This window comes from Streptomyces sp. NPDC057445 (assembly GCF_042802855.1).
Taxonomy (GTDB): domain Bacteria; phylum Actinomycetota; class Actinomycetes; order Streptomycetales; family Streptomycetaceae; genus Streptomyces.
Window position 1 is genome coordinate 249,388 of record NZ_JBHVDH010000001.1, and the last position, 20,795, is coordinate 270,182.

A 20,795-nucleotide genomic window follows, 5' to 3' on the forward strand; every position below is an offset into this window, starting at 1 on the left:
GCCGCCGGTTGGGCCGGGCCGGACGACGGCCGCCCGGCCCGGCAGAACCGCGTCCGGCGGCCTGCGCCCGGGTGGGCCCGCCTGGCCGGACCACGCGAGTCGGGACTGCGTCCCCCGGACCACGCCCGGCCGGACTACGCCTGGCGGGTTTCGAAGCGCGCGATCTTCCCGTTCTCCACGGTGAACCGCCACGTCGTACGCATCTCGCCCCAGGTCTCGTTGCGGTACCGGGCGACGAGCGAGCGGCCCTCGTCCGACTCCGACTCGACCTCCATGTGTCCGCGCGAGGAGAAGATCTCCTTGTCGGTCCAGTCGGCGAGATCCCGGTCCGAGCCTTCGTCGGACATCGTCGCGCCCGGTCTCAGCACCGCCATGAAGGCGTCACGGTCGCCGGAGTTGAGCGCTTCGACGAAGGCGCGTACGGCCGGCTCGCTGAGCCGGTCCACGGGGATGGTCATGGTCGCTCCTGTGTGCGGATACGGGGAAGGGTGCGGATGCGCCGCCACCTGCTCCACCCGTACACCCGGGAACGCCCGGCTCCGCGGACCTTGACCCGCCCGTGGCGCGTCACCCCTTGGCGGGCGCCACCTTCGCGAACCAGGCGGCCGTCTCCTCCTCGCCGAGCACCCGCTCGAGCACGAGGTCCCCGTACATCCCGGGGAAGAAACGCCCGGCCGGCCAGCCGCGCCGGTACGGCGGCGGATCGAGGACGAGCAGCCGGACACCGTCGACGACGGCGACGTCCGCAGGGGTGCCCTCGTTCCAGATCCACTCGCCGTCCGCGCCCACCAGGTTGAAGGCGCCGGTCGTCGGCACCTGCCCCTCGGTGTCCCGGCACACGGCGATCTCCTGCGCCGAGGGCGCGTCGCCGGGCACATGACGGCCACCGATGAGGGCACCGGCAAGCAGCGTGTGCAGCTGGAAGTTGTCGCCGATACCACTCGCGCGCATCGCGTACCCGGTGCCCGTCCCACGGTGCAGGACGACGAACGGCTCGTCGTCCAGGACGCGCAGCGCGTACGCCAGGCACTTGAACTCGTGGCCGGACTCCTCGGCCACCCGGTCGACGAGCGCGAGCAGTTCGTCCCTGCCCTTGAAGCTCTCACGGACCGCCTTCGCGTTGAGCATCGCGAGGCCCGCCATCTCCCACTGCGGCAGCGTGAACCAGCCGATCGCGGGCTCGAGCCCGGTCCGCTCCACGAGCTCGTCGGTCAGCTCGTCCTCGGATTCGGGCAGCTCCCCTCCCCCGGTCTCCGCCCAGCGCCTGCAGAACTCCTCCGCCGCCGCGAACGCCTCACGCGCTCCGGCGAGGACTCCGGGGGCGCAGGCCACTGCGTCCGCACCCCGCTCGACACATGCCCCGGTGATCACCGCGGTGACCGCCCGCGGTCCGTGCGGTACTTCCGCGAGCAGCGCCGACAGCCGTGGTCCCGCCTCCCGGAACTCCGCCTCGCCGGCGCTGCCGTACCTCTCGTGGAGCTGTGCGAACGCCCGCTCAGAGCCCTCCGCGTCCCGTGCCCGTACGGCGTTCTCGAAGTCGACCACGGCGTCCAGGAACGGCTTTCGTCCGAATATCATTGGCGCACCCTACCGGCGTGGCACGCTCCCCGGATGACCGAGATCTGGAACACCGTCGAGCGCCTCCACGCCTGGCTGGACGCGGCGGCCGACCGCGCGCCCGAGCAGGAGACCCTGCTGCGGGTGCTGAAGCTTTCCGAGGAGGTCGGCGAGGTCGCGCAGGCGGTCATCGGCGCCACGGGACAGAACCCGCGCAAGGGCGTCACGCACACCTGGCAGGACGTGGAGTCCGAGCTGTGCGACGTGATCGTCACGGCGATGGTGGCGCTGCGCACGCTGAACCCGGGGGCTCCGCTGGTGTTCGAGAACCATCTGCGCGGTCTGGCGGCGCGGGCGTCGGGGCCGGAAGGCGTTCCGGCCCCTGCGAACGAACTCAGGGCGTCAGATACGAGTGGAACACCCCGTCAGGGTCGTACCTCGCCCTGAGTGCCTCCAGCCGCTGCCAGTCGCTCGTCGTGAACGACCGCCGCGCGCGGTCCGGATCGGCGGTGAGGTCGGCCTCGGCGATGTAGTGCCCCGTCCCGAGCGGCTCCACGGAGCTCATCGCCTGGCGCAGCCAGTGGATGTTGGCGTCGTCCTCCGCAGGGTCGTCCCAGATGGCGTAGGGAACGACATAGCTCCGGCCGAGCGCCGAGAACGCCATGCCGGACAGCAGGTCCGGGTTGTTCGACGCCGGTGCCACGGGGGCCAGGACCAGGGATCTGTCGGAGGGAGCGTTCTCGACCGAGCGGCTCAGCCTGGACAGCAGCGTCCCGAAGTCCGCGTCCGACCAGAGGGTGTCGGCCACGCAGCGGGTCCGTGCGGGCCAGAGTACGTCGGAGGCCTTGTGGAGGGCGTCGAACGTCGTCGGTTCGTCCGTCTGCCGGAAGAGGGCCCGGTCGGCGAAGGGGCAGTCCCGCAGCGGCCGGAGGGCCTGGACGGCCTGCTCTGCCGATTCCGCGAAGGCGGTGGCGGCGACGACGATCACCTTCGGTCGCGGGCTCTCCTCCGTCATGTACGGGGCGGCGGTGGTGAGTACATGAGTCAGTTCCACCGTCGGCGGCAGTTTGCGCGCGGTCTCGCCGGTCCAGCTCGACACCACTTCGACGTCCGCGAGGGGAAAGGCATACGTGGTCGACATGATCGCCCCGGGAGCCGGGTGCAGACGCAGACGGAAGCCGGTGACGACGGCGAAGAAGCCCGGCCCCGCCCCACGGGCCGCCCAGAACAGATCCGGATTCTCGTCCTCGTTGCACCGGACGACCTCGCCGTCCGCCGTCACTGCTTCGATCCCGTCGACGCTCCGGCAGGCCGGTCCCAGGGCACCGGAGTTCCATCCGAGACCGCCGCCCAGGAGATAGCCGCCGAAGGCGACCGACCCACAGTGCCCGGTGGGAAAGGAGAAGCCGCGCGCGGCGAGTTCCCGTCCGAGCTCACCGCCGGTGACGGCCGGCCGCACGGTCGCCGTCGCGGACGTCACGTCGATGTCGAACCGCCGGAGCCGGGCGAGGTCGATGAGCATGCCGTCGGAGCGAAGGGAGGAACCGCACCAGCTGTGCCCACGCGCCCGTACGGCGATCCGCAGACCGCGGGAGCGGGCCAGAGCGACGGCTGCGGGAACGTCCCGCTCGGAGGCTGCCCGGACGATCACCTCCGGGCAGCGCTCGGGTTTGAGCCCGTTCCACACCATGCTCGCCCGGACCGCTTCGTAGTCGGCGTCGCCCCGCTGGACGAGCGTCCCCTCGATTGCTCGGGCCTGCCCCTGTTCGCTCATCTCGGACTCCAGGAATTGCGCAAGCCGCCGCTGCGGATGAAGCTGAAGCTGAAGGTCCTGTGTGTGAATACCGCGGATTGCAGGCGCAGACGTCGCCAGTTTACCGGCCCCTTCGGAAGCTCGCGGCCTGGAGACGGCCGCCCGGGAGAACGGCGAACGACACCATGAGAGCCTTCGTCCTCAAGCGAGTCGGAGAGGTCGGCGTCGTCGAGATACCGCGACCACCAGGCGCTTTACGCGACGGACATGCGGTGACTGCGGCGGATTCTCCGGCTGATGGAGCACGGCAAGGTGGACCCCACGTCGATGACCACACACGAGTTCGGCTTCGACGAGATCGAGCGGGCATTCCGCATGATGGAGACGAAAGAGGACGTAATAATCAAGCCGCTGATTCGTTTCGACTGACGGCCCAACTCATGGTCAGGCGGCCTAACTCGTGGTCAGGCCGAAGATGACGAGCAACACCAGGTAGCACGCCGCCACAATCGCAGCGCCCGCCATATGCACCCGTACGGACTGCGCTCGGCTCGGCAGCAGCCACCAGGCGAGTACTCGGTTGACCAAGGGCATCAGAAGCCAGGTCAGAATGCAGACACTCAGAACATTGCCGAAGAACAGCGCCACATATCCGGGCATCCCCATGCCGGTGAACCAGTCGCCGACCGTCAGGTTGAGGATCATCACCGTGGGATACAGGGCCAGTATCACCGACATGGCCTGTTTCCAGTTGGGCGGTATGCCTTCGTCCGCGCCCTCACCGAAGCGGAACCAGCCGCCGAACGCCGAACCGATCTTGCGCACGTCGTACGAGCGGAAGTAGTCCCGTCCCTCCTCCAGAAGCCTCTCGCGGGCCTCGGAGTCGAGCCACCCGTCGAGGTGTTCGTGCGAGTCGAAGCGGAAGGCCACCACCCATCGGTCCTGAACCCCCTCCACCGGCTTGAACATCTCCGACCCCATGAAACCGGGATGCTTCTCCTGCTCTTTCGTGATCTTGTCCTGCCAGCGCATGAAGTCCCGCTCCCGCCCTGGCAGCACATCGTGCGAGATGACCGCCGTGACGACATCGTGCGTCGGCGTCCCACCGGTGAGCACCTCTTGCGTCGGGGTTCCGTCGAACAATGAGCGGCCTTCGTCGAGGAGTTGTTGACGCTCATTCGAATGCAGCCACGCGGTCAGCTGCTCGACGCCGGAGAAACGGAATACGACGACCCACTCGTTCTCCTCACCGGAGGCCGGCGGATAGAGCTCCGTACCCTGGAACCCCTCGAATCCGCGCACGACCTGATCGGTTTTCTCCTGCCAGCGCTTGTAGTCGTCATCCCGGCCCACCCGGACCTTCTGGGAGGTCACGACCGTGGCACTGTCGCCGGTCCCCCGGCTTGCACGAGTACTCATACGGAGTAGTCTAGAACTAATATAACCTATCGGACAATTGGGGTGAACTGGAGTCGATCGGCGAGCGTCTGCGGAGTTCGGCGAGCGTCTGCGGAGCGGAGGATTCTGAGATGGGACACAAGGAGTTCATGGCCGAGGCGGTACGGCTGGCCACCGAGTCCGTGGAGAAGGGCTGGGGCGGACCGTTCGGCTCGGTGATCACCCATGACGGCGAGATCATCGCCCGCGGACAGAACCGCGTGCTCCTCACGGCCGACCCGACCGCGCACGGTGAAGTGGAGGCCATCCACAAGGCAGTTCAGATCCTGAACCCCCACGCGCCCAGCGTGGCCGAGGAGAACCAGAACGAGTCCACCTTGGAGCTGATACCGAAGCCCGAGGGCTCCCCCGACGTCGTGCCCGAGCGCGCTCGCATGCTGATGGGATGTGCGCTCTACACCAGTGGCGCCCCCTGCCCGATGTGCATGAGCGCCATCTACTGGGCCCGGATAGACACCGTGTACTACAGCTGCGACTGGAAGGCGACTCAGGAGATCGGCTTCGACGACGCCTTCCAGTACGAGGACTTCGCCAGGCCTCCGGAGGAGCGGAGCATCACGCTCGAGCAGCTCCACCCCGAGCTGGGGGCCATGTCCTATGCGGCATGGACGAACAAGGCGGACAACCACCCGTACTGACGTGGTGTCACATTCCTCGGCTTCGGGCGGGCGGTCGTCAAACGACCGCCCGCACCCCTGTGCGGGATCGCCTCTCCGCCGACGAAGGCCGGATCTCGCCACCGCGCATCCGAGTTGATGTGAGAGGCCTTGCTTTCTCAGGGGGTTCCTGCCCCAATGACAACCGTCACCGACTGCCCATCGGCCCCATCGGGTCCGCGCCGGAACGGGCGCGGACACCGGTCCTGAGCTCCGCCACCCCGGGAGCGCCATGAGCAGGCGGAGGCAGTCGGCGACGCCATCCCGTGACCCCCACACACGAAGGCGGGACCCCATGAAGCACGGCAGGCTCACCATCGGCACCGTCCTCTTAGGCGCCCTGGCCGCGGGCACGCTCGCCGCGGCCCCCGTGGCGAGCGCGGTGGAGCCGACGACGGCAACGTTGTCGTTCGACTGCGGTTCGTTCGGCTCGGGCGAGGCAACGCTCACGGCCACCCAGGACGGCACGGCCGCGACGATCAGCGTGTCCACTTCGGCCATCACCTCCCCCTTCCCCATCTCCGAGAACTCCGTCAGCTCCACTCTCGCCCTGACCAGGAACGGTTCCGACACGGCGACGTTCACCGGCAACGCGAACCCGGCGATACCCGCCGGCGGCGCGGTCACCAGCGGACCGCTGAACGGCACGGTCGCGGCAGGCGACAGCCTCGAGGCGAAGTCCCTCACGGTCGTGGTCTTCGGCATCACGGTGACCTGCAACGCGACGTCACCGCAGAACCCCGGCCCGTTCGTCTTCTGACGGCGGGGGCCGGTCGGTCCGGGGCGGCGTCACCCCGTACGAGGGCGACGCCGCCGCACCCTTTCCGGGTCCGCCCCCGCCGGAGGACGGCGACGAGGGGCGGACGGCCAGGAACCCGGCCGGGCACCGACCGGCCCCACCGACGGGCACCGACCTGCGCCGACCTGCACCGACCGGCCCTCACCGACGGGTACCGACCTGCGCCGACCAGCCCCGCACCGACAGCCCGGGCACCGATCGGTCCGGCACAGGCCGCCCCAGATCAACCGGCCTACTATGATTTGACCGGATACAACCGTATATGCGGCCAGACGCAGGGAGGACCCGTGACTGCTCAGGCCCCTATCCCCACAAGACTCCCCGGTGTGGCCCACGGCCCCGGGGGCGGGGCCGGCACTCCCCGGTATCTGCCGGTCTCCGAGCACGGGCTGATCGGGGACCTGCGCAGTGCCGCGCTGGTCGGGACGAACGGCACGATCGACTGGTACTGCTGCGGCCGGTTCGACGCGCCGAGCATCTTCGCCTCGATCCTCGACGCCGAGAAGGGCGGCTTCTTCGAGCTCGCCCCGGACGTACCGACGCGGACGAAGCAGTTCTACTTCCCCGACACCAATGTGCTCATCACCCGCTTCTTCGCGGACGACGGAGTCGGCGAGGTCCAGGACTTCATGCCGATCACCGACGACTCGCGCGAGGCCGACCGGCACCGGCTGATCCGCCGGGTGGTCTGCGTCCGCGGGTCGCTGCCGTTCCGCGTCTGCATCGCTCCCCGCTTCGACTACGGCTCCCAGCCGCACACCGTACGCACCGAGAACGGCTACCCGGTCTTCGAGTCGCCCGACCTCACCCTCGCGCTCACGTCCAGCGTGCCGGTCGAGAACGACGGCCGGGACGTGTGGTCACTGTTCAAGCTGCACGAGGGCGAGACCGCCGTCTTCGCACTCGACCGGATCGGCGGTCCCGTGGCACCACGGGCCTGTCCCGTCGCCGAGGCGGAGGAGCTGTTCGGGGCCACGGTGTGCTACTGGCGGCGGTGGCTGTCCAAGTCGCGGTACCGAGGACGCTGGCGCGAGATGGTGCACCGCTCCGCGCTGACGCTCAAGTTGCTCACGTACGCACCGACGGGCGCCATCGTGGCCGCGCCGACGACAAGTCTGCCCGAGCAGATCGGCGGCGAGCGCAACTGGGACTACCGGTACGTCTGGATCCGTGACGCGGCCTTCTGCGTCTACGCACTGCTGCGGCTGGGCTTCACCGACGAGGCCCAGGCCTTCATGCAGTTCCTGATCGAGCACTGCCAACCGAGCACGGCCGGGCCACCGTTGCAGATCATGTACGGCATCGACGGCCGCCGCGAGCTGCCCGAACGTGAACTGCCCCACCTCGAGGGCCATCTGGGCTCGGCCCCTGTACGCGTCGGCAACAGCGCGGTCGACCAGCTCCAGCTGGACATCTACGGCGCCCTCATCGACTCGATCTACCTCTACGACAAGTGGGGCGAGCCCATCTCCAGCGCGCACTGGGACACGGTTACCGATGTGGTCGACTGGGTGTGCGAGAACTGGAACCAGCCCGACGAGGGCGTCTGGGAGACCCGTGGCGGCCGCAAGAACTTCCTCTACTCGCGGCTGATGTGCTGGGTGGCGATCGAACGAGCCATGCGCATCGCCCAGCACCGGGGACTGCCGGCCGACATGGTGCACTGGGGCCAGACGCGCGACCGGATCTACCGGCAGATCATGCGGCGCGGCTGGTCGCCCGAGCGCAATGCCTTCGTCCAGCACGAGGACGGCGACGTCCTCGACGCCGCCGTCCTCATGATGCCGCTGGCCAAGTTCATCTCCCCGACCGACCCGAAGTGGCTCGCCACCCTGGACACGCTGGGCGAGGAGCTGGTCTCCGACTCCCTGGTCTACCGCTACGACCCGCAGGCCAGCCCCGACGGGCTGCGGGGCGAGGAGGGCACGTTCTCGATCTGTTCCTTCTGGTACGTGGAGGCGCTCTCCCGCGCCGGACGCCCGGACGAGGCCCGGCTGGCCTTCGAGAAGATGCTCACCTACGCCAACCACCTCGGCCTGTACGCCGAGGAGATCGGCCGCACGGGCGAACAGGCCGGGAACTTCCCGCAGGCGTTCACGCACCTGGCACTGATCAGCGCGGCCTTCAATCTGGACCGGGCTCTGGGGTGACGGCCTTCCGGGAGCCCTCCACGTCCGGCCGGCCCGGACGTGCAGTGGGAACGGATGACTGCGGCCTCCTGAGCTCCCGGGACCCCCGGGGGTCAGGCACCGGGGCAGCGCCCCGGGCCGGAGGCTGATGAGGCGGACGGGCCGGGCAGTGCACCGGGGCACCGCTCCCGGCCCCTGACCGGCGTAGATCGCCAGGGACGCCGTCCAGGCGGGTGGCGAAAGCCGCAGGCAGCGGCAGACGAGTCGGGCTGTACGCCGGGTTCTGTCACCCGGTGTCCTCGCGGTCACCGGGGAGACGGCCATCCATCTGGGACCGGTGTTGCCACCGGCCTCGTGCGGTCTACCCGCGGACTCGGGCGGGCAGCCCTCGATCGTCCGCGCAGGGCCGTCGTCCCTTCCGGGGGACGGCCCCTCTTGACCTTGCTCCAGGTGGGGTTTACCGAGCCGCCTGAGTCACCTCAGGCGCTGGTGGTCTCTTACACCACCGTTTCACCCTTACCGGGGACCGAGGTCCCCGGCGGTCTGTTCTCTGTGGCACTGTCCCGCGGGTCACCCCGGGTGGGCGTTACCCACCACCTTGCCCTGTGGAGCCCGGACGTTCCTCGGCGGGACCCGAAGATCCCGACGCGGCCGTCCGCCCGGCTCGTCTGCCGTGCGGACCATGGTACCCGGCGGTGCGGACCCCGAGCGCGCGCCTCAGACGAAGGCGGCGGTGTCCAGCTCGAACGCGAACGGCTCGGGCAGGGGCAGGACCTTGCCGAAGTGGATGGTGCGCCGCTGGAGGTAGTCGCCGTCCTCGGGTTCGCTGAAGAGGGTGAGCGCTGACGTACCCCGGTCGATCAGCAGATACAGGGGGATGGCGGCCCGTGCGTAGCAGCGGCGCTTGGTCTCGCGGTCCGAGTTCGGCCGGGTGGAGGTCACCTCCATGACCATGGCCACGCCGTCAGCGGACATCCACGAGTCGGCGCCGCGGAACAGTCGCAGCTCGGTGGGCACGAAGGTGCCGTCGGGGATGACATGGTCCCTCGAGCTGTCGGGCGCCCCCCTCAGCTTGAGGCCCTTGTTCGCGGAGAAATCCATGTCGGTGCGTGAACGCCTGATCACTTGCTTCACGATCAGGTTGATGTAGTCCTCGTGGTCCCCGTCCGGCGGCGGTGTCACGACGATCTCCCCCTCGATCAGCTCCGCGCGGAAGCCCTCCGGCGTGTCCAGCGCCAGGAAGCCCTCCAGCAGGACGTCCGCCTGCGTGAGCGGTTCATGCGGCATGGCACTCATGTCGCGCTCCTTCCTCGGTCGCTCGCCAGACTGGGACATCGCTGCACCGGCCGTCCTGGAGTGGGGACTGTTTCCCTCGATCGTGGCACACGGTCACCAGGCCCGGAGGCATTCGCCGCCGAGGCGGCGGTCTCGCTTGACCTTGCCGCAGCGTCAGGGTTTCTACTGAGGCCATGCGGATCGGAGAGATCGCCGCACTCGTCGGGGTCACCCCGCGGGCCGTGCGGCACTACCACCATCAGGGCCTGCTGCCCGAGCCCACCCGGCGGGCCAACGGCTACCGGGACTACTCGGTGCGGGACGCCGTGCTGCTCGCGCGGATCCGGCGGCTCACCGAGCTGGGGCTCGGACTCGACGAGGTCCGGGACGTGCTCGCGGACGACGCCGGAAGGGAGCTCGTCCAGGTCCTGGAGGAGCTGGACGAGGATCTGGGCCGGCAGCAGGGGCAGCTCGCCGAGCGGCGCCGGCGACTCGGGGCACTGCTGGAACAGGCGCGGGCCGGGCGGCTGACGGCCGAGGGGCCCGTATCGCCGGAGCTGGCGGCGCTGTTCGGGAATCTGGCCGAGGCGCCCGCCGGGCGTCCCGAGTCCGCCATGGCGGCGAAGGACCGGGAACTGCTCGCCTTGCTGGACACGGTCGCGCCCGACGCCGAGCGCGAGCGGCTGCTCGAAGCGATGCAGCGGATGGCCGAGGCGCCGGGCGCCGTGGAGCGCGCCTACGAGGTGTACGAGCTGCTCGACGCGCTCGCGGACGAGGACACCGGCACGGACGACCCGAGGGTCGAGGAAGCGGCGCGGGCACTGGCCGACTCCGTTCCCGACGCGGTCGCGGAGGGACTCGGCGCCGACGGGACGCTGCCCGAAGGCCCCTTCCAGGACGCCTTCTTCGCCGACTTCTCCCCCGCCCAAGCCGCCGCCGTACGCCGCGCGCTGCGCATCGTCGCCGAGCGTGCCCGGTGAAGCGACTGATCAAGGCCCTCAGAGGCGTCGCCTACACCGTGATACCGGCCGAACTGGCGCTCGTGGTCTGTCTGCTGGCGGGCGTACGGCCACCCGCTGCCGCCGTCACCGCCACCGAGGCGGCCATGCTGCTCCTGCTCCTCGCCGAGGCCGCCGTGTTCGTACGGCTGCGCCGGCAGGGCCACAGCAACCGGTCGGCTGTACGCGAGCTGGTGCCCGAGTCCGTGCTGCGGCTCATCGGCCACGAGCTGAAGCTGATGTGGAGCATCGTGCTGTGGACCGCGCGCCGCCGCAGCGGCGTCGGGCCCGGCGAGCAGGCCTTCGGACACGCCCGCGACCAGGCGGCACTCCTCTACGGCTTCGCGTTCGTCTGCGTCGTCGAGACCGTGGGGATGTCGTATCTGCTCGGGGACTGGCCGATCGCGCACGGGATCGTCCTCTTCCTCGACGTCTACACGGTCATCTTCGTCATCGGCCTGCACGCGGCGTCTGTCACCCGCCCGCACACCCTGTCCGGTGACACGCTGCGACTGCGCCAGGGCGCCCACATCGACCTGCGCATCCCGCTCGAGCGGATCGAATCGGTCAGGTACGACGTGGTGTTCACCCACGCCAAGGAGGAAGGCGTGCTGAACATGGCCGTCGGCTCGCAGACCTCCCTCACCCTGGAGCTGTGCGAGCCCGTCACGGCTGTGCGGCTGCTGGGCAGGGAGTACGAAGTGCGTACCGTGCGCTGCCACGCCGACGACGCCCGCGCCTTCCTGCGGGCCCTCACGCAGGCGCGAAACGCACTTGCGCCGTCTCCGGGTCCGCCCGTGTGAGCCGTACCCGCAGTTCCTCCCCGAGCGGGAGCTCCGCCCCGCCCCCCTCGACCGGCGCGACCACGGCCGGCTCCCGCAACTGGACCGTGCCGACGTCCGGTTCATGCTCCCTCACGTCGACCACGAAGGCGTCGAAGAGCTCGCCGACCCGCCCCGTCAGCACGGCCGCCTCGACGGTGTCCACACATGCCCGCTCGACGGCGTTGGCGCGCCGTGAGCCGTCGGCCATCTCCTTCGGGAGCGCGTCCAGGGCCTCCCGCACCCAGGCGGGCGGCTCCTGACCTGCTGCGGCGGCGACGCACAGCTCGCCCGCGTACCGGTCGACGAGGCGGCGCAGCGGGGCGGTGCAGTGCGTGTACTCGTGGGCGACGGCGGCATGGACCGCCGGGTCGGGCAGACGGCCGCCTTTGAACGCCGTGTAGCCGGCGCCTCGCAGCAGCGTCGTGCATTCCTGCAGGAAGGCGGCATGGTGAGGGTCTGCCGGGTCCAGCGAGCGGACGACATCGGCGTACGAGACATGGTGCGGCCAGTCGATGCCCAGGGCCTTCGCCGTGCGCCGCAGCCGGGCGACGGCGCCGCCCGGCGCGGTCGGCAGGGTGCGCAGGACACCGGTCCCGGAGGCGGTCATGAGGTCGGCCGCGGCCATGCCCGTGAGCAGGGAGATCTGGGCGTTCCAGCTCTCCGAGGGAAGCGGGGAGCGGTACTGGAGCGCGTACCTGTGATCGCGCTCGACGATCTCCTGCTCCGGAACGTCGAGGGAGATTCCGCCCCGCTCCGCCTCCAGTCGCTCCCGGAGCAGCCCGATGTCCTTGAGCAGCGCGAGCGGCTCCTCGGCGGTGGCGGAATCGATCTGCCGCTGCGCGTCCGCGTAGTTCAGCCTCGCGCGGCTGCGCACAAGGGCGCGGCGTACCTCCGTCGCCACCCTCGCCCCGTCCTCGTCGAGGTCGATGGTCCACAGCAGCGCCGGGCGCGTCCGGCCCGGCAGCAGGCTGGCCGCGTCCTCGGACAGTGAGATCGGGTGGAGCGGCACGTTCCCGTCCGGGAAGTAGAGCGTCAGCGCCCGCCGGTGCGCCTCGGCGTCGAGCGCGCCCCCCGGCAGCACGAACGCCGCGACGTCCGCGATCGCGTAGTGGACGCGGAAGCCGCCGCCCACCCTGCGCTCCAGATGCATCGCCTGGTCGAGGTCGGTGGACGCCGGCGGGTCGATCGTGAAGAAGGGGATGTCCGTGGCGTCCCGGTCAGGCAGCCGCGGCTCCCGCACCGCGCTCTCCGCCTCCGCGAGAACCCGGGCCGGGAAGCCCTCGGGCACGTGGAGCGTCCTGCGCAGCGCACGCAGTGCGGCCCGCAGGGGGTCCTCGGCTGCGCAGATCACATGCATCCGGCGGCGGGGCATGGACCGAGCGTATGGCCGCGGGTGCGGGGCGGCGACCGGGAGGTGGGGGGACCCGGGGGTGCGGGGCCCGGCTGTCCCGTCCCGGCGGCGGCGCGGTCGGGGCGGGTGCGGGGGACCCGGGGTGCGAGGGCTGTGACCCGCTGTCCCGTCCCGACGGCGGCGCGGTCGCGGCGGGTCCACCCCGACTACCCTGGCGCGGGGGCCGCACCCCCTTCCGTACGTACACAGAGGAGAACCGCCGTGCTTGTGCTGTTGCCGCCGTCGGAGGGCAAGGCCGCTTCGGGCCGTGGGGCGCCGCTCAAGCCGGAGTCCCTGTCGCTGCCCGGGCTGGACGGGGCGCGGGCCGCGGTGCTCGACGAGCTGGTCGAGCTGTGCACGGGGGACGAGGAGAAGGCCCGGGAGGTGCTCGGACTGAGCGAGGGTCTGCGCGGCGAGATCGCGAAGAACGCGGAGTTGCGAACGGCCGGGGCGCGTCCGGCCGGGGAGATCTACACGGGCGTGCTGTACGACGCCCTCGGCCTCGCCACGCTCGACGCGGCCGCGCGCAGGCGGGCGAGGCAGTCGCTGCTGGTCTTCTCCGGGCTGTGGGGCGCGGTCCGGGTGGGCGACCGGATCCCGTCGTACCGCTGCTCGATGGGGGTGAAGCTGCCGGGGCTCGGGGCGCTGGGCGCGTACTGGCGGGAGCCGCTGGCGTCCGTGCTGCCCGAGGCGGCCGGGGACGGGCTCGTCCTGGACCTGCGCTCCTCCGCCTACGCGGCGGCATGGCGCCCGAAGGGTGAGGTCGCGGGGCGTACGGCGACCGTGCGGGTGCTCCACTCGCAGACGGTCGACGGGGTCGAGAAGCGCTCCGTCGTCTCCCACTTCAACAAGGCGACGAAGGGCCGCATCGTACGCAGCCTGCTGGAGGGCGGGGCGGCGCCGAAGGGGCCGGTCGAGCTGGTGGAGGCGCTGCGGGACCTCGGGTACACGGTGGAGACGGAGGCCCCGGCGAGGGCGGGGAAGACGTGGTCGCTGGACGTGGTGGTGACCGAGATCCACTGAGGCGCCGGCGCTCGCGTTGGCATTGGTGTTGGCGTTGGCGTTGGCGTTGGCGTTCCCCGTGGAGTCCGTTCGCGTCCGGCCGCCTGCTTAGCGTTGCACGGAACGCAACACCCGTTGCGCGGAGCGAAAGCGCTTCGGCAGGATGCGCCTCCATGGCCTCCGTGCTCGATCTCGCCCCCGTGATCCCTGTCGCCGTCATCGACGACGCCGCCGATGCCGTACCGCTGGCCCGGGCCCTCGCCGCAGGCGGCCTGCCCGCGATCGAGGTCACGCTGCGCACGTCGGCCGCGCTCGACGCGATCCGCGCCGTCGCGGACGAGGTGCCGGAGGCGGTGGTCGGCGCGGGCACCGTCATCTCGCCGAAGGGCGTGGCGGACGCGGTGGCCGCGGGCGCGTGCTATCTGGTCAGCCCCGGCTGGACCGACGCGCTGCTGAAGGCCATGAGCTCCTCCGCCCTGCCGTTCCTGCCGGGCGTCTCGACCGCCTCCGAGGTGGTCGCCCTGCTGGAGCGCGGGGTGAACGAGATGAAGTTCTTCCCCGCGGAGGCGGCGGGCGGCACCGCGTACCTCAAGTCCCTTGCCGGACCACTCCCCCAGGCCCGCTTCTGTCCGACCGGAGGGATCTCGCTCACTTCGGCCCCGGCGTACCTCTCCCTGCCGAACGTCGACTGCGTGGGCGGTACGTGGATGCTTCCCGCGGACGTGCTCGCGGCCCGGGACTGGGCTCGGGTCGAGGCCCTCGCACACGAGGCGGCGGGGCTCGGGTCAGCGCGGCGCTCCGGGTGAGCGCGATGTTCCGGTGAGCGTGACGTTCCCGTGAGCGTGACGCTCAGGTGAAGACCAGCTCCAGGTGATCCGTCACCGGGCGGTACCCGAGGCGCCGGTAGAGCGCGTTGCTCGTGGGGTTGGCCAGGTCCGTGAAGAGCAGCACCTCGTCGGCGCCCGACCGCTGTGCGAGGCGGGTCGCGGCGACCGTGACGGCGCCCGCGTAGCCGCGTCCGCGGAGCTCGGGCGGCGTGTACACGGGCGCGACGCGGGCCTGCCCCGCGACCACCGGTGACACCCCGGCCATGGCGGCGGGGCGTCCGCCCGTCTCCCAGAACAGCAGCCTGCCGTCGCGGACACGGGTCGTCGCGGCGTCGGTGCAGTCCGCGGCCTCTTCCCCGATGTCCACCCGGAAGGCGCTCAGCCAGGCCGCGGCGAAGGGGATCTCCTCGGGCGTCGCGAGGCGGGCCCGGCCGTCGGGACCCGGGCGGGGCGGGGTCAGCTCCCCGAGCCGGAAGAGGCGGGTCTCGTGCGCGACACGGAAGCCGCCGCTCGCCCACTCTTCGGCGAACGCCCGCGCGTTCGGGCTCTCGCCGGTGACGCCGGTGGCGCCGCGTGCGCCGGTGACGCCGGTGGCGCCGCGCGAGCCGCGGGCGTCCGGGAGGGCGTCGGCCTGCAGCTCCCGGGCGAGGGCACGGGCCGCGTCATCGGTCATCACGCTCAGCTGGAGCGGCATCGGGGGCGTCTGCAGACAGGCGGCGCCGACGGGCCCGTCCGGGGCGGCTCGCCACCAGCCGAAGAGCACGGGCGCGCCCTTGCCGTACACGAACGGGCCGTGGCGGCGCACCATCTCGCTGACGGTCAGCAGAACGGTGTTCCGGCCGGGGTCGGCGGAGAGATACGGGCCGGCGGCGGCGCGGAAGGCTTCGACGTCGTGGGTGAAGTGCCAGGGCATGCGGCGATCTTGCTACGAAACGGGGACGCGGCGCAGGGCGTTTTCCGGGTGTGGTTGTCGGTGTTGGCCTGTGCGGGTCGCTGCGCGGTGCGGGTGTGGTTGTCGGGGTTGGCCTGTGCTGTGTTGTTGGCCGGTGTGTCCGTCCTCAAGCGCCGGACGGGCTGGGTATACGGGGTCGGCCCGGACCTGTTGGCTGGCGTTGGGGGCCGGGGGTGGGGGCCGATCGCCGTGGTCGCGTGTCTGTGCCCCATCCACCGGGGAGCAGTCGGCAACGCGGCCGGGGCGGGGCCGTGCAGGGTCGACCCCGCAGGGGACGGCGGAACTACCGGACGCCCCTGAGGTGGGCGGTACGCCGCCGTCCCCGAGGAGTCGAGCCCGGAGGGGCCCCGCCCCACCACCCACAGCCCGTCCGGCGATTGAGGACGGACACCCCGGCCGCAGTCACGGCACCGGCCAGTCCGGTGAACCCAGCCTGTCCGGCGCTTGAGGACGGACACACCGGCCAACCGTCACGGCACCGCCCACCACGACAACCACACCCACACCCGCACCGCGCAGCGGACCCGCACAGGCCCGACCACGACAACCCCTCGTCACCGGAGGTGCGACGTGTCGTTCAGGAGGCGCAGGGACGCGTTGCCGTCCGCGTAGTAGGAGACCGCCGAGAACGACGCCGCGTCGAGTTCCATGCGGAACAGCGCCTCCGGCGGGGCTTGCAGGGCCAGGCGGACCAGGGTCTTGATCGGGGTCACATGGGTGACCAGGAGGACCGTACGGCCGCGGTGCTCCTCCGTCAGCCGGTCCCGCGTCGCCGCGACGCGCCGGGCCACCGTCGCGAAGCTCTCGCCGCCGCCCGTCGGCGCCACCTTCGGGGAAGCGAGCCATGCTTCGAGATCGTCCGGGTACCGTTCACGGACCTCCGCGAACGTCAGGCCCTCCCACGCGCCGAAATGCGCCTCGCGCAGGCCGTCGTCGACCCGGACGTCCAGCCCGAGGCGCCGGGCCACGGCCTCGGCCGTCTGCCGGCACCGCCGCATCGGGGACGACACGATGTCCTGGATCCTGCCGCGCTCGGCGAGCGCCGCCGCACCCGCCTCCGCCTGGCGCAGACCCGCCTCTGAGAGCTCCGGGTCGGTGCCTCCGCTGCCCGAGAACCGCTTCTCGGGTGTCAGCGGCGTCTCGCCGTGCCGCAGCATGACGAACGTCGTCGGCGGGCCCAGGTCCGCGGGCCCCCAGCCGACGGCCGGAGCTTCCGCAGCCGCGTCCGCGGGCTCCACGCGTCCCGGCGCCGGGACGGTGGCCACGACCGAGCCCGGCACCACACCCGCACCGCGCCGCGCCGCGTCCGCGCCCGCGCCCGCGCTCACGCTCACGCCGGACAGCGCCGCGCGGGCCTTCGCCGCGCCCGCGGCCGCGTCGCCCACGACCCGCGCCGCGCGGCTGTCCGAGGCGCCGGACACGGTGGCGGCCGGAGCGTCGAGGGTTGCCCGGGACGCCGACGGCTCCCACTGCTTGCCCCGCTTGCCCGCGTCCATCGCCTCGTTGGCGAGCCGGTCCGCGATCTTGTTCTTCTCGCGCGGGATCCACTGGTAGCGGACCCGGCCCAGCGGGAAGATCCGCGCCGCTTCCGCCGCGAGAGGCTTCATGTCGGGGTGCTTGATCTTCCAGCGGCCCGACATCTGCTCGACGGCCAGCTTGGAGTCCATGCGGACGAGGACAGAGGCTTCCGGATCGAGTTCCTTCGCCGCTTTGAGGCCCGCGATCAGACCGCGGTACTCGGCGACGTTGTTCGTCGCGATCCCGATGTACTCGGCGCGCTCCATGAGCGCCTCCCCCGTCGCCGGGTCGAGCACGACCGCGCCGTACCCGGCCGGGCCCGGATTGCCCCGGGAGCCGCCGTCGGCCTCGACGATCAGCTCGCGCATCAGAGACCGGACTCGGAGGTGCGGACGAGGATGCGCCGGCAGTTCTCGCACCGTACGACGGTGTCGGCGGCGGCGGCCCGGACGTCGTTCAGCTCGGTGATGTTGAGCTCGATGTGGCAGCCCTCGCAGCGGCGCTGGTACAGGCGCGCCGCGCCGACGCCGCCCTGCTGCTCGCGCAGCTTCTCGTACAGCTTCAGCAGGTCCGCGGGTACGGAACCGGCGATGACCTCGCGCTCCTTGGAGACGGAGGCGGTCTCGCGGTCGAGCTCCTCGAACGCCGCCTCCTTGCGGGCCGTGGCGTCGTCGACCTTGGCCTGCACGGAGGAGACCCGGCCGGTCAGCTCGGAGACACGTTCCTGCGCGGACTCGCGGCGCTCCATGACCTCGAGGACGACGTCCTCGAGATCGCCCTGGCGCTTGGCGAGCGACACGATCTCCTTCTGGAGGTTCTCCAGGTCCTTCGGGGACGTGATCGCGCCCGAGTCCAGGCGCTGCTGGTCCCGCGTGGAGCGCTGGCGCACCTGGTCGACGTCCTGCTCGGCCTTGGTCTGCTCGCGGGCGCAGTCGCTCTCCTCCGTCTGCGCGGCGACGAGCAGGTCGCGCAGCTGCGTGAGGTCCTTGTTCAGCGACTCGATCTCGGCGTGCTCGGGCAGCGACCTGCGCCTGTGCGCGAGCTGCGACAGGCGTACGTCGAGTGCCTGGACGTCGAGGAGTCGGATCTGGTCGGCGGGCGCGGCGTTCAGTTGGGGGCTCCAGATGTGTGGTGGGAGGACCAGGGGTCGGTGACCGTCTTCGAGACATGGACCCGAAGGCCCCAGCCGTGGCGGTCGGAAATCTCGTCGAGCTGTGCGGCGGCCTGCTCGCACCAGGGCCATTCGGTGGCCCAGTGGGCGGCGTCGACCAGCCCGAGAGGTGACTGCTGGATCGCCTCCGACGCCGGGTGGTGGCGCAGGTCGGCGGTCAGGTAGGCGTCGACGCCCGAGGCCCGTACGACGTCGAAGAGGCTGTCGCCGGAGCCGCCGCTCACGGCGACGCGGCGTACGGTCGCGTCGAGGTCGCCGGCGACCCGGATGCCCTGCGCGGTGGCGGGCAGCCGTCGGGCGGCGCGGGCGGCGAACTCCCGCAGTGTGACCGGGTGGTCGAGTTCGCAGATCCGGCCGAGGCCGTTCTCGGGCACGAGGGGACCGGTGACCCGCAGGTCGAGCGCGCCGGCGAGGGCGTCGGAGACACCGGGGTCCGCGGTGTCGGCGTTGGTGTGCGCGACGTGCAGGGCGATGTCGTGCTTGATGAGGGTGTGCACGACCCGGCCCTTGAAGTGCGAGGCGGCGACCGTCGTCGTACCGCGCAGATAGAGCGGATGGTGGGTGACGATCAGGTCCGCGCCGAGGCCGATCGCCTCGGCGGCGATCTCCTGGACGGGGTCGACGGCGAAGAGGACGCGGGTGACGTCGGCGCCGGGGTCTCCGCAGACCGTGCCGACGGCGTCCCACTCCTCGGCCCGCTCGGGGGGCCAGAGGGCGTCGAGCGCGGCGATGACTTCAGACAGACGGGGCACGGGGGAAAGGCTACCCGCCATCCGTGCCCGGCCGCCCTGTGCCGTCCGCGCAGGGCGGCTCGCCTGACCAGGTGGGCTTCCTTTCACGGCCGCCGCGCGCCTGCCCGTACACGTCGGTGGACAGGTGTGCCCGGCGGTAACGGTGCCCCCACCCAGCACAATTGATCCCTCACGCTCAGGAGAATCCCAAAACGGCCACCCTTATGTGTGAAGTGGACCGGCATGCGTTGTTCGGCTTGAAGTGCGAAAACTAGCTTCGATGGCCGGAGGTGACCAGCCGATGACAGCGTGTGCCATCGAAGCGACGGAGGCCGGCGACACGGCCGGGGACGACATGGCCGTACGGTCCGCGGATTCCGGGTTCACGATCAGCGCGGACGGCTGTTACGCGGCGCGTCTCGCAGGTACGGGAGACGCGCGTTTCGCGGAGCGGTGGACGCTGGACGGCCACGAGCCGTACGCCGTGCCGCTCCCGCTCGGCCAGCCGGAGGAGCCGGACGCCGAGGTGGCGCCGATGACCGACGGACGGGTGCTCATCCGGCGGCGGGTGGCGGACCGGCAGGCGTTCTCGCTGCTCTATCCCGCGGGGAAGGGGACGGGCGAACTGCCCCTCGGCACGGTCGAGTCCACGGCGGCGACCCTGCTCCCGCCGGCTCCGAACGGCAGGGGCGGCTACGCGCTGGTGCCGGGGGAGCGTTCGACGGCGGTGTGGCTGGTGACGGGCGGGGCGTCCGGGCCCGAGCGGGTCGCGGAGGTGCCGGGCCGCTGCTCGGGCGGGGTCTGGCTGGACCCTACGGGCCGGATGCTCGCCCTGGACCGTGAGAAGGACGGGATCACGAAGGCGGTGGCGGTCGATCTGGAGCGGGGCGGTGAGGTCACCCCGCTGCTGCAGATCACGGAGGAGAGCAACGACCGGCTGGTGCTCGCGGACCACGAGAGCGGGCTGCTGCTCATCCGCTCGGACGCGGCGGGGCACGACCGGCTGGGGTGGGGTGTGCTGGGGAGCCTGCAGCCGGCGCGGTTCCCGGAGTGCCTGCGGCTCGCCGACGCCGCGGTGACGCCGTTCGCGATCCAGCCCGGGCGGATGCTGATGCCCGAGAGCTGCGCGGTGGCACTGCGCATCGACGCGGCGGCCGGCAGCTGGGTGGGGGTGTGGCGACCGTCCGGGCGTCGGCTGCTGCAACTCGCGGGCCCGGCCGGCTGGCTGGCAGGAGCAGGGCTGTGGAACCGGGAGGGGCAGCTGCAACTGCCGTACACAACAGGGTCGGTGCCCTGCGGAGTGGCCCGGGTGGAGGTACCCGATTTGCCGCTTCCCCCTGGTCCGGTCACCGAATCGGCACAAGCGGAATCCGCAGGTGGGGAGCTGTTCCGGGGCGGCGGGAGCCCTGTCGTACGAAGACCCGTCCCGTTGCAGCAGGCGCCCCTCATCGGGCGTGTGACACCTGGTTAGACTTCCGGCCGGGGGGCTCCACAGCTGCACTGTACGTACGCCGACGGTGACGGGTCCCCCGTGAGATGAAATCAGCGATCACAACGGGGTGAACTTCCCACATGTCTGAAGCCCGAACCGACACGACCCAGGCGCGTCCGCAGGGAGCGGCCGCGAACCAGGCCGCAGCCGGCGGCGCCGGAAAGCACCGAGGCGGTGCGGCGGCGAGGGAGGACTCGTCGACTCCGGCACACGGCCGCCACCGCCGCCCCTCGGGTGGCAACGCGTCGTAGGCATGACGGAAG

The 20,795-nt window shown here is 71.3% G+C and carries 19 protein-coding genes and 1 other RNA gene; 9 read left to right on the forward strand and 11 right to left on the reverse strand.

What is annotated here, in order from left to right:
- Positions 1–134: 134 nt before the first annotated feature.
- A complete protein-coding gene (locus tag ACFU5O_RS01085) occupies positions 135–458 on the reverse strand; it encodes a nuclear transport factor 2 family protein (protein WP_384234815.1) in 324 nt (107 codons plus the stop codon).
- Positions 459–567: 109 nt separating this feature from the next.
- Positions 568–1,578 (reverse strand): hypothetical protein, encoded by a 1,011-nt coding sequence (locus ACFU5O_RS01090; protein ID WP_384234817.1) that lies wholly within the window; start codon positions 1,576–1,578, stop codon positions 568–570.
- Between the two features lie 33 nt (positions 1,579–1,611).
- On the opposite strand from ACFU5O_RS01090, the gene ACFU5O_RS01095 reads away from it, so the two are divergent.
- The gene (locus tag ACFU5O_RS01095) at positions 1,612–2,004 is read left to right on the forward strand and encodes a MazG-like family protein (RefSeq protein WP_384234819.1); all 393 of its coding nucleotides are present in this window, start codon (positions 1,612–1,614) and stop codon (positions 2,002–2,004) included.
- On the opposite strand, the gene ACFU5O_RS01100 is transcribed toward ACFU5O_RS01095, so the two are convergent.
- Positions 1,952–3,331, reverse strand: a complete 1,380-nt coding sequence (locus tag ACFU5O_RS01100) for an FAD-binding oxidoreductase (RefSeq protein WP_384234822.1) — start codon at positions 3,329–3,331, stop codon at positions 1,952–1,954. The two genes, ACFU5O_RS01095 and ACFU5O_RS01100, sit on opposite strands and share 53 nt — an antisense overlap.
- Before the next feature lie 432 nt (positions 3,332–3,763).
- The gene (locus tag ACFU5O_RS01105) at positions 3,764–4,684 is read right to left on the reverse strand and encodes an antibiotic biosynthesis monooxygenase (RefSeq protein ID WP_384234824.1); all 921 of its coding nucleotides are present in this window, start codon (positions 4,682–4,684) and stop codon (positions 3,764–3,766) included.
- A 155-nt stretch (positions 4,685–4,839) separates the two neighbouring features.
- Here ACFU5O_RS01105 and ACFU5O_RS01110 point away from each other — a divergent pair, with 155 nt between their 5' ends.
- From ACFU5O_RS01110 to ACFU5O_RS01120, 3 genes are all read left to right on the forward strand, one after another.
- Positions 4,840–5,406 (forward strand): nucleoside deaminase, encoded by a 567-nt coding sequence (locus ACFU5O_RS01110; protein ID WP_384234826.1) that lies wholly within the window; start codon positions 4,840–4,842, stop codon positions 5,404–5,406.
- Between the two features lie 313 nt (positions 5,407–5,719).
- The gene (locus ACFU5O_RS01115; RefSeq protein WP_384234829.1) at positions 5,720–6,184 is read left to right on the forward strand and encodes a hypothetical protein; all 465 of its coding nucleotides are present in this window, start codon (positions 5,720–5,722) and stop codon (positions 6,182–6,184) included.
- Between the two features lie 365 nt (positions 6,185–6,549).
- The gene (locus ACFU5O_RS01120) at positions 6,550–8,373 is read left to right on the forward strand and encodes a glycoside hydrolase family 15 protein (protein ID WP_384236332.1); all 1,824 of its coding nucleotides are present in this window, start codon (positions 6,550–6,552) and stop codon (positions 8,371–8,373) included.
- A 235-nt stretch (positions 8,374–8,608) separates the two neighbouring features.
- Here the strand turns inward: ACFU5O_RS01120 and rnpB are convergent.
- Both rnpB and ACFU5O_RS01130 read right to left on the reverse strand, forming a co-directional pair.
- Positions 8,609–9,019, reverse strand: an RNA gene (gene rnpB / locus ACFU5O_RS01125) — RNase P RNA component class A.
- A 50-nt stretch (positions 9,020–9,069) separates the two neighbouring features.
- Positions 9,070–9,648, reverse strand: coding sequence for a Uma2 family endonuclease (locus ACFU5O_RS01130; RefSeq protein WP_384234831.1), 579 nt, complete (start codon positions 9,646–9,648; stop codon positions 9,070–9,072).
- A 173-nt stretch (positions 9,649–9,821) separates the two neighbouring features.
- Between ACFU5O_RS01130 and ACFU5O_RS01135 the strand changes: the two genes are divergently transcribed.
- Both ACFU5O_RS01135 and ACFU5O_RS01140 read left to right on the forward strand, forming a co-directional pair.
- A complete protein-coding gene (locus ACFU5O_RS01135; protein WP_384234833.1) occupies positions 9,822–10,607 on the forward strand; it encodes a MerR family transcriptional regulator in 786 nt (261 codons plus the stop codon).
- Positions 10,604–11,428, forward strand: coding sequence for a hypothetical protein (locus ACFU5O_RS01140; RefSeq protein ID WP_384234836.1), 825 nt, complete (start codon positions 10,604–10,606; stop codon positions 11,426–11,428). The genes ACFU5O_RS01135 and ACFU5O_RS01140 overlap by 4 nt, the downstream gene beginning before the upstream one ends.
- On the opposite strand, the gene ACFU5O_RS01145 is transcribed toward ACFU5O_RS01140, so the two are convergent.
- The gene (locus ACFU5O_RS01145) at positions 11,379–12,821 is read right to left on the reverse strand and encodes an RNB domain-containing ribonuclease (RefSeq protein ID WP_384234838.1); all 1,443 of its coding nucleotides are present in this window, start codon (positions 12,819–12,821) and stop codon (positions 11,379–11,381) included. The genes ACFU5O_RS01140 and ACFU5O_RS01145 overlap by 50 nt on opposite strands.
- Before the next feature lie 240 nt (positions 12,822–13,061).
- Here ACFU5O_RS01145 and yaaA point away from each other — a divergent pair, with 240 nt between their 5' ends.
- Positions 13,062–13,862 (forward strand): peroxide stress protein YaaA, encoded by an 801-nt coding sequence (gene yaaA, locus ACFU5O_RS01150; RefSeq protein ID WP_384234840.1) that lies wholly within the window; start codon positions 13,062–13,064, stop codon positions 13,860–13,862.
- Between the two features lie 152 nt (positions 13,863–14,014).
- Positions 14,015–14,647 (forward strand): bifunctional 4-hydroxy-2-oxoglutarate aldolase/2-dehydro-3-deoxy-phosphogluconate aldolase, encoded by a 633-nt coding sequence (gene eda / locus ACFU5O_RS01155; RefSeq protein ID WP_384234842.1) that lies wholly within the window; start codon positions 14,015–14,017, stop codon positions 14,645–14,647.
- A 43-nt stretch (positions 14,648–14,690) separates the two neighbouring features.
- On the opposite strand, the gene ACFU5O_RS01160 is transcribed toward eda, so the two are convergent.
- From ACFU5O_RS01160 to ACFU5O_RS01175, 4 genes are all read right to left on the reverse strand, one after another.
- On the reverse strand, positions 14,691–15,581 hold the full coding sequence (locus ACFU5O_RS01160) for a GNAT family N-acetyltransferase (RefSeq protein ID WP_384234844.1): 891 nt from the start codon (positions 15,579–15,581) through the stop codon (positions 14,691–14,693).
- Positions 15,582–16,174: 593 nt separating this feature from the next.
- A complete protein-coding gene (locus tag ACFU5O_RS01165; RefSeq protein WP_384234846.1) occupies positions 16,175–17,506 on the reverse strand; it encodes a bifunctional RNase H/acid phosphatase in 1,332 nt (443 codons plus the stop codon).
- Positions 17,506–18,249 (reverse strand): zinc ribbon domain-containing protein, encoded by a 744-nt coding sequence (locus ACFU5O_RS01170; RefSeq protein ID WP_384236333.1) that lies wholly within the window; start codon positions 18,247–18,249, stop codon positions 17,506–17,508. The genes ACFU5O_RS01165 and ACFU5O_RS01170 overlap by 1 nt, the downstream gene beginning before the upstream one ends.
- On the reverse strand, positions 18,246–19,061 hold the full coding sequence (locus ACFU5O_RS01175) for a Nif3-like dinuclear metal center hexameric protein (RefSeq protein ID WP_384234848.1): 816 nt from the start codon (positions 19,059–19,061) through the stop codon (positions 18,246–18,248). The genes ACFU5O_RS01170 and ACFU5O_RS01175 overlap by 4 nt, the downstream gene beginning before the upstream one ends.
- Before the next feature lie 280 nt (positions 19,062–19,341).
- On the opposite strand from ACFU5O_RS01175, the gene ACFU5O_RS01180 reads away from it, so the two are divergent.
- Complete coding sequence (locus ACFU5O_RS01180) at positions 19,342–20,511, forward strand: hypothetical protein (RefSeq protein WP_384234850.1); 1,170 nt, start codon at positions 19,342–19,344, stop codon at positions 20,509–20,511.
- Positions 20,512–20,795 lie beyond the last annotated feature (284 nt).